Here is a 12,594-nt window from a genome sequence, read left to right on the forward strand (position 1 = left end):
CCACCCAAGGGGAAAGCCGATTTCGGTAAACTTTCAGGTGCAAGGACAGAGATCTTCTCATATTTGAGGGGATACTCTGTCCTTTTTTATGTTCCTAAAACAAATTAAACAGATTTAAGGGGGACGAGTAAATGTCACAGTTAAAACGCACGCCTTTATTCGAGGTGTACAAAGATTACGGAGCTAAGACCATCGACTTCGGCGGCTGGGACCTTCCTGTTCAATTTTCAAGCATTAAAGAAGAACATGAAGCAGTCCGCACAAAAGCCGGCCTTTTTGATGTATCCCATATGGGAGAAATCGAAGTGAAGGGGACGGACAGTCTTAAATACCTTCAAAAAATGATGACAAACGATATTTCCAAATTAAAGAACTCAGGTGCTCAATATACAGCCATGTGTTATGAAAATGGCGGAACTGTTGATGATTTACTTGTCTATAAAATAGAGGAAGACTACTATTTGCTAGTTGTTAATGCTTCCAACATTGAAAAAGATTTTAACTGGCTTCAGGACCATGCTGAAGGAAATGTGGAATTAAAGAACCTTTCAGAAGATATGGCCCAGCTGGCAATTCAGGGGCCGCTTGCCGAAAAAGTGCTCCAAAAGCTTACTGGTACAAATCTGGCGGATATCGGATTCTTTAAATTCCAGCAGGATGTTGATTTGAATGGCAAGAAAGCGCTTGTCTCCAGAACGGGTTATACAGGAGAAGACGGATTTGAAGTTTACTGTGATTCCAAGGATGCAGCGGCATTATGGAATGAAATCCTTGAAGCGGGCAAAGAAGAAGGCGTTCTCCCATGCGGACTTGGTGCAAGAGATACGCTTCGCTTTGAAGCCAACCTGGCACTATATGGCCAGGAGCTCTCTCCTGATATCACACCGCTTGAGGCAGGAATCGGCTTTGCTGTAAAAGTTAATAAAGAAGCTGAATTTATCGGCAAAGAAGTCCTTAAGAATCAAAAGGAAAATGGGATTCCGCGCAAGCTGGCCGGAATTGAAATGATTGACCGCGGTATTCCGCGCCATGGATATCCTGTATATAAAGGGGAAGAACTGATCGGAGAGGTGACAACAGGCACACAATCTCCGACGTTAAAAAAGAATATTGGCCTTGTTCTTATCAAGAAAGAGCATGCGGAGCTCGGAACTGAATTGGAAGTGGAAATCCGCGGCAAAAGATTGAAGGCTAAGGTTGCAGCAACACCTTTTTACAAAAGAGAAAAGAACTAACCGGGGGGAGAAAATAATGAAACATCGCTATTTACCGATGACAGAGTCTGACCAGAAAGCCATGCTAGAAAAAATCGGCGTCAGTTCTGTAGAAGAATTATTCAGTGATATTCCCGAGAGTGTAAGGTTCAAGGGCGAATATAATATCAAGCCGGCGAAATCAGAGACAGCCTTAATGAAAGAGCTTACGAAAATGGCTCAGAAAAATGCTGATCTCCGCACAAATACATCTTTCCTTGGCGCAGGTGTTTATGATCACTACATGCCGGTCATTGTGGATCATGTATTATCCCGTTCAGAGTTTTATACTGCCTATACTCCTTACCAGCCGGAAATTTCCCAGGGAGAGCTGCAGGCAATTTTCGAATTCCAGACTATGATTTGTGAATTAACAGGAATGGATGTTGCCAACTCATCCATGTATGATGGCGGGACGGCTCTTGCTGAAGCAGCAATGCTTAGCGCAGGAAGCACACGCCGTAAGAAAATCTTAATCTCAAGTGCAGTTCACCCCGAATCAAAGGAAGTAGTAAAGACATATGCAAAGGGGCAGTATATTGAAGTTATTGAGGTCCCTCATAAAGAAGGCATCACTGACCTTGAAGCCTTAAATGAAATGATTGGCGATGATATCGCAGCTGTGATTGTACAGTATCCTAACTTTTTTGGAAGAGTCGAGCCTTTAAAAGAACTCGAGGAAATTATCCACGCCCATAAATCCATGTTTGTAGTCTCAAGTAACCCGCTTGCTCTTGGCGCACTTACTCCTCCAGGAAAGTTTGGAGCAGACATTGTAGCAGGAGATGCACAGGTTTTCGGTATTCCGACTGCTTTTGGAGGCCCTCATTGCGGATATTTTGCCGTAACCTCCAAGCTGATGAGAAAAGTGCCGGGCCGTCTTGTCGGACAAACGGTAGACGATCAGGGACGCCGTGGTTTTGTGCTTACCCTTCAGGCGCGTGAACAGCATATACGCCGTGATAAGGCAACGTCCAACATCTGTTCCAATCAGGCTCTTAATGCACTGGCGGCATCTGTAGCAATGACTGCTCTCGGCAAGAAGGGTGTAAAGGAAATGGCTTCTGCCAATATGCAAAAAGCCCATTATGCAAAACAGCAATTTAAGTCCAGCGGTTTTGAAGTTCCATTTGAAGGTCCTTCGTTTAATGAATTTGTTATCAAGCTGAATAAGCCTGTTAAAGAAGTTAATCAGAAGCTCCTTGAAAAGGGCATTATTGGCGGCTACGATTTGGGCCGAGATTATGCTGGCCTGAAAAATCATATGCTTGTTGCTGTAACAGAATTGAGAACGAAGGAAGAAATTGATGCATTCGTTAAAGAAATGGGGGATTACCATGCATAAGGAAGATCAGCCACTCATCTTTGAACTAAGCACAGAAGGCAGAATCGGCTACAGCCTGCCTGAAATGGATATTCCGGAAGCTGACTTGAGCGAACTTCTTCCAGAAGGCTACCTGAGAGAAGAAGAGCCAGAGCTGCCGGAAGTGTCTGAACTGGATATCATGCGCCATTATACTGCACTCTCCAATCGAAATCATGGGGTTGATTCAGGATTTTACCCACTTGGATCCTGTACAATGAAATATAATCCTAAAATCAATGAAAATGTAGCTCGCTACAATGGTTTTGCACACTTGCATCCTCTGCAGGATGAAAGCTCTGTTCAAGGTGCACTGGAATTAATGTATGATCTTCAGGAGCATCTCATTGAAATTACAGGAATGGATGAAGTTACACTTCAGCCTGCTGCAGGTGCGCATGGAGAATGGACTGGATTAATGATGATCCGTGCTTACCATGAAGCGAATGGTGATACCAAACGCACAAAAGTTGTCGTTCCTGATTCTGCTCACGGAACAAACCCAGCATCTGCAACAGTCGCAGGTTTTGAAACTATAACGGTTAAATCCAATGAAAATGGGCTTGTGGATTTAGAGGACTTAAGAAGAGTAGTTGGCGAGGATACTGCTGCCCTTATGCTGACTAACCCTAATACTTTAGGTTTGTTCGAAGAAAACATTCTTGAAATGGCTGAGATTGTTCACAGTGCTGGCGGTAAGCTTTACTATGATGGAGCTAACTTGAATGCTGTACTTTCAAAAGCACGCCCAGGAGACATGGGATTTGATGTTGTTCACCTTAATCTTCATAAAACATTTACAGGACCGCATGGAGGCGGCGGACCGGGATCTGGTCCTGTCGGCGTAAAAGCGGATCTGATTCCATTCCTTCCGAAACCTGTTTTGGTTAAGAATGGTGACCAATATGAGTTTGATTATGACCGTCCGCAATCAATCGGCCGCGTAAAGCCGTATTACGGAAACTTTGGCATCAATGTCCGGGCTTATACTTATATACGCACTATGGGGCCGGATGGGCTAAAAGCTGTAACGGAATATGCCGTATTAAACGCAAATTATATGATGAGAAGGCTGGAGCCGTTCTTTGACCTGCCATTTGACAGACATTGTAAGCATGAATTCGTTTTAAGCGGAAAGCGCCAGAAGAAGCTTGGCGTGCGCACATTGGATATAGCCAAGAGGCTCCTGGACTTTGGCTACCATCCTCCAACCATCTACTTCCCGCTTAATGTGGAGGAGTGTATTATGATTGAGCCGACAGAGACAGAGTCTAAAGAGACGCTGGATGCTTTCGTCGATGCCATGATCCAAATTGCTAAAGAAGCTGAGGAAAACCCTGAGATTGTTCAGGAAGCACCTCATACAACAGTTATTGGCCGTCTGGATGAAACAATGGCTGCAAGAAAGCCGGTTCTTCGCTATCAAAAAGTATAATGTCAAAAAAGAGTGTCCTAAACGGGCACTCTTTTTTGATGCCTATAATGGATTGTTGCCGGATGTAAGAGAATAGAGATATTCTGGTATAAAATCCGAGGGAAACAGCCAAAAAAATGAAAAGCGGGCTGGAAATGGGGATATGGCAGTGGTTAAGAAGAGTTTGAAGATGGGACAGTTCAAAACAAAATAGGCCCCGTTAAACTAACGGGGCCTTTTCAAGCTAATGCTATTATTTTTTCACTTTCACTTTTCCGGACCATTTTTTAAATCCGCCCTGCAGGTGTGAAAGGTCTTTGTAGCCTTTACGGTGCAAAAACTGGGCAGCTCTCGCGCTTCTCATGCCGCTCTGGCAATATAAGTATACTGGCTTGTCCGGACGCAGTTCTTTCATGCGCATTTTCATTTGTGAAAGCGGTATATTGCGGGCACCTAAAATATGGCCGTTTTCAAATTCATTTGGTTCGCGAACGTCGATTAATTGGGCTTTTCTATAGCCTTCTCTAAACTGGTCTTCAGTAAGTGTTTTAACAATGCGGCGCTGATAAAACCAAGTTATGACAGAATAGGTAATGATTGCACCCAAAATGATTAGAATGAAATAAAGTGTTTCCAATATGTCTTTCTCCTTTCACACATAGGTAAGCCAACTAATATTATATAAGTCTTTCCTAATGGGAGTAAAGGAAATCTGGTAAATTTGTTTTGGAAATTCAACATGCTTTTAATTTCACATCAATTTTGGTAGACTAATAACCGCAAATGACTAGTTAAAGAATCTGAAAACGAGGGTTATATATGACTAAAGAAGTTTGGCGATTTATTGATTCTAAAGAGGGGTCACCCTCCTTTAATATGGCTTTGGATGAAGCTTTGCTTGACTGGAACAGTGAAGGAAAGATGCCTCCGGTAATCCGGTTTTATGGCTGGAACCCCGCAACTCTTTCGATTGGATACTTCCAAAAGGCTGAAAAGGAAATAGATATGGAAGCAGTGAAGCAGCATGGTTTGGGTTTTGTCCGCAGACCAACAGGCGGAAGAGGGGTGCTTCACGAACATGAACTCACCTACAGCGTGATCGTTCCTGAAAACCACCCGGAAATGCCCACTACAGTAACGGAAGCGTACAGAGTCATTTCTGAAGGAATTCTAAAAGGTTTTCACGCACTTGGTATGGAGGCGTATTTTGCTGTGCCAAAGACTGCTGAAGAAAGGGACTCTCTGAAAAATCCAAGATCGGCTGTTTGTTTTGATGCCCCAAGCTGGTATGAACTTGTAGTTGAAGGCCGTAAAGTAGCAGGGAGTGCACAGACAAGACAAAAAGGTGTCATCCTTCAGCATGGCTCTATATTACTTGATTTGGATGAAGACAAGCTCTTTAGCTTGTTCAAATATCCTAATGACCGGGTAAAAGAGAGAATGCAAAAGGCTTTTAAAAATAAAGCTGTGGCCATAAATGAGCTGACAACAGAAAATATTACTCTTGAGCAGGCCAAGGCAGCTTTCAAGAAGGGGTTTGAGGAAGGCCTGAACATTGTGCTGGAACCTTACGAGCTTTCAGATGATGAGATGGCATATGTACAAAAAATCGCAAAAGAACGATATGAAAGCGATGAATGGAACTATAAGAGATAAAAGCGGCTAAGTCGCTTTTTCTCTTTTTTTAAGGATGTTTTCGCAAGTTTGCTGCCATTTGTTTTATTTTTACTGAGTTGATTGGAGCGGGAAGGTGCAAGATCCTCGAAAATGCACGTGCATTTTCTTCGTGCGGTGTGTACTCAAGGAAACTTATTCGGAGTCCTGCGGGAGCAGGGTATCCGGGTGCAAGATTAATGAATATTTTTCCAAATAATGAACAAAAAAAGTGCAAGCTTCAAAATGTGTTAAAATTTATCGTTAATTGTCGAAAATCGGTCATTAACTCTGTTTTTCTTCAAATTTTAGTATTTTTTAAGTTTGACAAAACGATAATTTGCTGAACTCAACACAACATGTAGTGTTGTCGAAAATATTAATAACACTATATATTGATTTTATGGTTTAAGATGTGGTAACTTTAGGGTACTATTTTGACAGATAGATTTACTCTATCTGTCAAAATGTACTTCCATATTTGATTTAGAAAGAAGGAGTTGTAACAATGTCTGTTGCCCTAGGACAAAAAATGAAATTAAACATTGAACGTTTAAACAAGGACATCCGTCTCTTTCCTCAGGTTCACCCTGTAACCCCTGATATGAAAATGACCCACAAAGGTGTTTCCCGCTTGGTTATGCTAGACCGCTATACCTTCAAAGACACCGAGAAAGTGACACTCACAAACGGTGACTTTGTTGTTCTCACCATAAAGGAAGATCCAAAATTTCCTGCACGCGGATTAGGCTATATTCTCGACATAGACTGGGAAAACAAGACAGCAAAGGTTTTAGTAGAAGAAGATTACAGAGGAGTGCTGGATGATCCGGAAGAAGTGAGAACAGGCATTATTACAAAGCCTCTTGATGTAATCGAGAAGCCTCTGGAAATCTATTATGAGCAAATCGCCAAGCGTAATGCAACTGGCCTTGCATCTGTTGAAAAAACCGAAGAAAAAAGAAAAGAATGGTTTGAAAAATTCTATCAGGAATTGAAAAACCTGAATTTTATTCCGGCTGGCCGGGTGTTGTACGGAGCAGGTGCTGAAACAGATGTTACGTATTTCAACTGTTATGTAATGCCATTCGTGCAGGATTCCCGTGAAGGAATTTCCGAGCACCGCAAGCAGGTAATGGAAATCATGAGCCGCGGCGGCGGCGTAGGGACAAACGGTTCAACTCTTAGACCGCGCAATACACTCGCAAAAGGAGTGAACGGAAAATCCTCCGGTTCAGTTTCCTGGCTGGATGATATTGCGAAGCTTACACATCTTGTGGAGCAAGGGGGATCCCGAAGAGGTGCACAGATGATTATGCTATCTGATTGGCATCCGGACATTATCGAATTCATCATTTCGAAAATGCAAAACCCAAGAATTTTACGCTTCCTTCTTGAAAATACAAAGGATGAAACCATAAAAAAATATGCTAAAGAAAAATTAAAATTCACTCCGTTTAATGAACAGGAAATTGCCATGTACCAGGGCATTATTAATTACAAAAGCATTCCAGGCTATGGCGGCTTCAGTGAAAAAATCATTAAAGACGCAGAGGAAAAGCTTGCGGCTGGAGGTACTTATAGTGTTCACAACTCTGAGTTCCTGACAGGAGCAAACATTTCAGTCTGCCTCACGAAAGAATTTATGGATGCGGTTGAAAATGATGCAGAATATGAGCTTCGTTTCCCGGATGTTGAGTCCTATGATGCCGAAACGATGAAAACATACAACGAAGAATGGCATAAAGTAGGTGATGTCAGAGAGTGGGAAAAACTAGGCTATAAAGTGCGCGTTCATCGTAAAATTAAAGCGAAAGAGCTATGGAACCTGATTAACATCTGTGCAACATACTCAGCTGAACCAGGCATTTTCTTTATTGATAATGCCAACGACATGACGAATGCACAGGCTTACGGACAAAAGGTCGTAGCTACAAATCCTTGCGGCGAGCAGCCTCTGGCGCCAAATTCCGTATGTAACCTTGCAGCAGTAAACCTTGCAGAAATGGCAGATAAGGAAAATAAAACAGTTAATTTTGAAAAGCTGAAGCGTACTGTTGAAGTGGGTGTACGGATGCAGGACAATGTCATAGATGCTACACCATACTTCCTTGAAGAGAACAAAAAGCAGGCATTAGGCGAGCGTCGTGTTGGTCTTGGTGTAATGGGGCTTCATGATCTGCTGATCTATTGTGAAACAGAATATGGATCTGAAGAAGGCAACGTGCTGATTGATAAAGTCTTTGAAACCATTGCTACTTCAGCATACAAAGCTTCTATAAAGCTTGCAGAGGAGAAAGGAAGCTTCCCGTTCTTAACAGGTGAAAATCCTGAAGAAACGAATCGCCTGCGCAAAGCTTTTACAGAAACAGGCTTCATGAAGAAAATGCCTGAAGATATCCGTGCTTCTATTTTAAAAAGCGGAATCCGCAATTCGCATCTTCTAACCGTTGCTCCTACGGGATCCACAGGAACCATGGTGGGAGTATCTACGGGCCTTGAACCATATTTCTCCTTCTCATACTTCAGAAGCGGCCGCTTAGGCAAGTTCATTGAAGTGAAGGCAGATATAGTTCAGGAATATTTAGACCGTAACCCGGATGCTGATCCTGAAAATCTGCCTGAATGGTTTATTGCGGCGATGGATCTTGCTCCGGAGGCACACGCAGATGTCCAATGTGTGATCCAGCGCTGGATTGACAGCTCAATCAGTAAAACGGTCAACGCACCAAAAGGCTATAGTGTTGAACAGGTTGAAAAGGTATATGAACGCCTATACCGCGGCGGAGCAAAGGGCGGAACAGTATATGTGGACGGATCGCGCGATTCTCAGGTACTGACGCTTAAAGCTGAAGAGAACACCTTTGATAGCGATGATACAGTCAAAAAAGAAAAATCAAAGCAGCATGTAGTGCTGGTTGACACAATTAGCGACCTGCGCTCAACCGATGTAACAATCGGTTCAGAAGTAGGCAATACATGTCCGGTATGCCGCAAAGGAAAAGTAAAAGAAATCGGCGGCTGCAATACTTGCACAAACTGTAATGCACAGCTTAAATGCGGATTATAAATATAAATGAAATGAGAGAAGAAGATGGAAATATTTGTTCCATCTTCTTTTTTTGCTGCTCGTTTATTTGGCTCATACTACAGTCATAGGATCCAGCCAGGATTATCTGCTGGCCGACAAATTGACAAAGAGAGGTTAACCAATGAAGCCATTTATTCCTCAGCTAGTTTATATAGAGCCTCAAGCTCTTGAATACCCCTTAGGAAGAGAGCTAAAGGAAAAATTTGAAAAAATGAATATAGAAATCCGGGAAACAACTTCACATAATCAGGTGAGGAATATTCCGGGTGACAACGAATTACAGAAATATCGCAATGCAAAGTCCACTTTAGTAGTAGGGATCAGGCGGACTCTAAAATTCGATACATCCAAGCCCTCTGCAGAATACGCCATTCCTCTTGCTACAGGCTGCATGGGGCATTGTCATTATTGCTATCTGCAAACCACACTTGGAAGCAAGCCGTATATTCGGACATATGTAAACCTCGAAGAAATTTTTGAGCAGGCCTCTAAATATATGGAAGAGCGTAAACCGGAGCTGACTCGATTTGAAGCTGCGTGTACATCCGATATCGTAGGGATAGATCATCTAACCCACTCCCTGAAAAAGACCATCGAATTTATTGGTCAGACTGAATATGGACAGCTTCGGTTTGTCACAAAGTATCATCATGTCGATCATTTGCTGGATGCGAAACATAATGGGAAAACACGTTTCCGATTTAGTGTTAATTCGCGCTATGTAATAAAAAACTTTGAGCCGGGAACTTCCTCATTCGACGACCGGCTTGAAGCTGCCCGTAAAGTAGCCAATGCCGGCTATCCGCTTGGATTTATCGTGGCGCCTATTTACATGCACGATGATTGGCGTGAAGGCTACCATGAACTTTTTCAGAGGTTAAGCAAAGCACTTGATGGCATCAGCCTTGAAGGCTTAACTTTTGAACTAATCCAGCACAGATTTACGAAACCGGCCAAAAAGGTCATTGAAAAGCGCTACCCAAAAACAAAGCTTGAAATGGATGAAGAAAAGCGCAAATATAAGTGGGGACGATATGGTATTGGCAAGTATGTATATCCGACTGATGAAGCAAAGGATCTGGAACAAACAATTAGGGAATATATTCACTCATATTTTCCAGAAGCAGAAGTGCAATATTTTACGTAATTATTAAATTTTGCTTGTCAGCCGTACTATTTTAAAAAGCTCCTGATTAAAGATGTATAAGTAAAGGTTCCTCTATGAGCAAGTACATCGACAGGAGTGGCTTTCATGTATATAGATGGGGTTTTTTCAGGGGGAGGCATCAAAGGATTTGCCTTAATCGGCGCATATGATGTGGTTCATAAAAAGGGATTTCGCTTCAAACGGGTTGCTGGTACAAGTGCAGGATCCATTGTGGCTGCATTAATAGCTGCCAATTACACCAGTGAGGAAATATATCAGCTCGTCGATGAATTTGAAATCCGAAAGCTTCTTGATGAAAGAAAGACGTTTATCCCCTTTGCAGTGGGTAAATGGCTTAACTTGTATTGGCATCTGGGGTTATATAAAGGAGCTGAGCTGGAAAGCTGGATGGCTCAGAAATTAGCCGACAGGGGGATTAAAACATTTTCAGATCTGCCGCCTGATTCCCTTAGAGTCATAGCATCTGACCTGACCAATGGAAGACTGGTTGTACTGCCTGATGACCTTGTGAATTATGGCATTGATCCAGCTTCATTTCCGGTAGCCAAAGCAATCAGAATGAGCTGCAGTCTCCCGTATTTTTTTGAGCCGGTTAAACTGAAGGGATACAGCAGTACAAGTGTCATTGTGGATGGCGGAGTTTTAAGCAATTTTCCGATGTGGCTTTTTGATAAGGAAAGTGTGAAAAAGACGAGGCCTGTGCTCGGGATAAAGTTAAGCCATGAGCTAAGTGAACGGCCTCCTAACAAAATCGACAACGCCATACAAATGTACGCGGCGCTTTTTGAAACGATGAAGGACGCGCATGATGCAAGATACATCTCGAGAAAGCATGCACAAAACATTATTTTCATTCCAACGGATGGTGTATTGACTGTGGAATTTAATATTACCGAGAAGAAGAAAAAAGACCTCCTGGAGCATGGCAGACAATGTGCGGAGCAGTTTTTTACATCATGGAGCTACTAATAATAAAAGCCAGGAGCTATAAGTCAAAAATATTATCAACATAAAAAATCGAGCCCTGATTATAGGGAGGCTCGATTTTTCTTTTTGCCTTTTTTGCCTTCTATGACTGTCAAATGTGGAGAGGATTTTTTTCTGGACTTTTTAATGGAAGTAATCGATCCGACAGATCCCTTTCTTCCATTGGCAGTGCCAGATTCTTTATTATTATTAAAACGTCTTTTTGATTTTTTGGCTGCCTTTATAAAAGCTCGCTGCTCTCGCTTTGAGGGATTATATCTGTTAAAGCGCTGAAAAAGAAAGTATACTGCAGCTCCAATGATAACAATGACAGCTATTCTCTGCAAAAAACCGGCAGGATTTGAGATCAGGCTGACGGCAACTCCGATAACAGCTAGAATTATGAGACCGGAGACAATATAAAATGTAAATGGTTTTTTCAAGAAAGCCACCTCCCTAAAAGCATGATGAGCAATTTTATAAGCTTTTAAACTCTATAAGCTAAAGTTTATCGAAATAATTAATGAAAGTAGTCTTTATTTTTTTATTTTCCTATTTCTTTACAATTTAAACAGAGGAACATTAACTTTTCATGAGGCTTAGTAAGGTTTTCCATATTATCGGGAATATTGCTTATACTTAAATTTATGCTCTGCACCCCAGTCCCGGAACTCGCATAACCGGAAATAAGCAAAAATTATAGAGCTTCATCCTTAATTATTTTATTCGACTTAAAATCCCATAAAACCTCTATATTAAAGGAAAATATATAAAAATATATATGGTTTTTGCAGCGGAAATTATTCAGGATGCTTTTAATTGAAATTGATGCAATGGAATAATTGTGTGTGGACATAATAGGAAAAGGAGGTGGCGCAAAGTGGCAGAAGAAAAAGAGCGCTTGGAACAGAATCAAAGGGAAAAACCAATGTCTTTTATGGCAATGGTGGTCATTACCGGATTGGTTGGAGGCATTCTTTGGAGCGGACTGGCCTATCTTGCTTATGTGTTTAATTTCACGGAAATTCGCCCAAATGTCATTCTCGAGCCCTGGACGATTGGAGCATGGAAAGAGGGATGGCTGGGGACAATGATCTCGATCTTCCTGATAGGCGGAATATCTATTATAGCTGCCCTGATTTATTATGCAGCGCTGCGGAGATTTCAAAGTATTTTGGTCGGAGCAGGCTATGGAATTGCCCTTTTTTTACTGGTATTTTTTATACTCAACCCTATCTTCCCGGGCATCAGCCCGTTTTGGGAGCTTGAGCGAAATACAATAATTACCTCAATTTGTTTCTATATTTTATTTGGTGTATTTGTTGGGTATTCCATTTCATATGAAGCTCATGAACTCAAAGGCAAAACTGAAGATGAAAAAAAGGCCCGCACTGATCCAGAAATAATTTAATGGATTGGATGTTTTCGCAAAGTTTGTTGCTATTTGAATTATATTTACTGAGTTGATTGCAGCGTAAGGTGTCCTCGAAAGTACATGCGCATTTTCTTCGTGCGGTGTGAACCCAAGGCAGCCTATTCAATGTCCAGCGGGAGCAGCGGGACAGGTGAGATCCCGCAGACTCGAAGCAACGAGGAGGCTCAGCGCCCGCGCTGCGGAAAGGGTGCATCCCCTCGCTGCAATCAACGGACAACATTGATGAGTGAAAAACAATTTATACGAAAGAG

At 42.1% G+C, this 12,594-nt stretch carries 10 protein-coding genes; 8 read left to right on the forward strand and 2 right to left on the reverse strand.

All coding sequences use genetic code 11. The annotated features are described in order from the left end of the window. The first annotated feature begins 131 nt into the window (after positions 1-131). The 3 genes from gcvT to gcvPB are packed head-to-tail and all read left to right on the forward strand — an operon-like array spanning position 132 to position 4,051. On the forward strand, positions 132-1,235 hold the full coding sequence (gcvT, locus tag AC6CHU_RS09660) for a glycine cleavage system aminomethyltransferase GcvT (RefSeq protein ID WP_159865156.1): 1,104 nt from the start codon (positions 132-134) through the stop codon (positions 1,233-1,235). Positions 1,236-1,251: 16 nt separating this feature from the next. Further along, positions 1,252-2,598 (forward strand): aminomethyl-transferring glycine dehydrogenase subunit GcvPA, encoded by a 1,347-nt coding sequence (gene gcvPA, locus AC6CHU_RS09665; protein ID WP_159865159.1) that lies wholly within the window; start codon positions 1,252-1,254, stop codon positions 2,596-2,598. Beyond that, positions 2,591-4,051, forward strand: coding sequence for an aminomethyl-transferring glycine dehydrogenase subunit GcvPB (gene gcvPB / locus AC6CHU_RS09670; protein WP_159865329.1), 1,461 nt, complete (start codon positions 2,591-2,593; stop codon positions 4,049-4,051). The genes gcvPA and gcvPB overlap by 8 nt, the downstream gene beginning before the upstream one ends. A gap of 232 nt (positions 4,052-4,283) precedes the next feature. On the opposite strand, the gene AC6CHU_RS09675 is transcribed toward gcvPB, so the two are convergent. Next, positions 4,284-4,667: a rhodanese-like domain-containing protein gene (locus AC6CHU_RS09675; RefSeq protein ID WP_159865162.1), complete on the reverse strand. Its 384-nt coding sequence runs from the start codon at positions 4,665-4,667 to the stop codon at positions 4,284-4,286. A gap of 182 nt (positions 4,668-4,849) precedes the next feature. Here AC6CHU_RS09675 and AC6CHU_RS09680 point away from each other — a divergent pair, with 182 nt between their 5' ends. From AC6CHU_RS09680 to AC6CHU_RS09695, 4 genes are all read left to right on the forward strand, one after another. After that, a complete protein-coding gene (locus tag AC6CHU_RS09680) occupies positions 4,850-5,686 on the forward strand; it encodes a lipoate--protein ligase family protein (RefSeq protein WP_159865165.1) in 837 nt (278 codons plus the stop codon). Positions 5,687-6,191: 505 nt separating this feature from the next. Continuing rightward, positions 6,192-8,753, forward strand: coding sequence for a vitamin B12-dependent ribonucleotide reductase (locus tag AC6CHU_RS09685; protein ID WP_159865168.1), 2,562 nt, complete (start codon positions 6,192-6,194; stop codon positions 8,751-8,753). 142 nt (positions 8,754-8,895) lie between these two features. Then, positions 8,896-9,921 (forward strand): spore photoproduct lyase, encoded by a 1,026-nt coding sequence (gene splB / locus AC6CHU_RS09690; RefSeq protein ID WP_159865171.1) that lies wholly within the window; start codon positions 8,896-8,898, stop codon positions 9,919-9,921. A 105-nt stretch (positions 9,922-10,026) separates the two neighbouring features. Further along, complete coding sequence (locus AC6CHU_RS09695; RefSeq protein ID WP_498121372.1) at positions 10,027-10,911, forward strand: patatin-like phospholipase family protein; 885 nt, start codon at positions 10,027-10,029, stop codon at positions 10,909-10,911. Between the two features lie 59 nt (positions 10,912-10,970). Here AC6CHU_RS09695 and AC6CHU_RS09700 read toward each other — a convergent pair whose 3' ends face one another. After that, positions 10,971-11,360, reverse strand: a complete 390-nt coding sequence (locus AC6CHU_RS09700) for an SA1362 family protein (RefSeq protein ID WP_311315906.1) — start codon at positions 11,358-11,360, stop codon at positions 10,971-10,973. A 428-nt stretch (positions 11,361-11,788) separates the two neighbouring features. On the opposite strand from AC6CHU_RS09700, the gene AC6CHU_RS09705 reads away from it, so the two are divergent. Continuing rightward, positions 11,789-12,319 (forward strand): YqhR family membrane protein, encoded by a 531-nt coding sequence (locus AC6CHU_RS09705; RefSeq protein WP_159865180.1) that lies wholly within the window; start codon positions 11,789-11,791, stop codon positions 12,317-12,319. The last annotated feature ends 275 nt before the right edge of the window (positions 12,320-12,594 follow it).

Source organism: Cytobacillus sp. GQ23 (assembly GCF_059758675.1).

Bases quoted from the DNA above. Each gene is read 5' to 3' on its own strand.
- AC6CHU_RS09695 (WP_498121372.1), top strand. From the start codon at position 10,027: ATGTATATAGATGGGGTTTTTTCAGGGGGAGGCATCAAAGGATTTGCC.
- AC6CHU_RS09680 (WP_159865165.1), top strand. From the start codon at position 4,850: ATGACTAAAGAAGTTTGGCGATTTATTGATTCTAAAGAGGGGTCACCC.
- AC6CHU_RS09685 (WP_159865168.1), top strand. From the start codon at position 6,192: ATGTCTGTTGCCCTAGGACAAAAAATGAAATTAAACATTGAACGTTTA.
- gcvT (WP_159865156.1), top strand. From the start codon at position 132: ATGTCACAGTTAAAACGCACGCCTTTATTCGAGGTGTACAAAGATTAC.
- gcvPA (WP_159865159.1), top strand. From the start codon at position 1,252: ATGAAACATCGCTATTTACCGATGACAGAGTCTGACCAGAAAGCCATG.
- gcvPB (WP_159865329.1), top strand. From the start codon at position 2,591: ATGCATAAGGAAGATCAGCCACTCATCTTTGAACTAAGCACAGAAGGC.
- splB (WP_159865171.1), top strand. From the start codon at position 8,896: ATGAAGCCATTTATTCCTCAGCTAGTTTATATAGAGCCTCAAGCTCTT.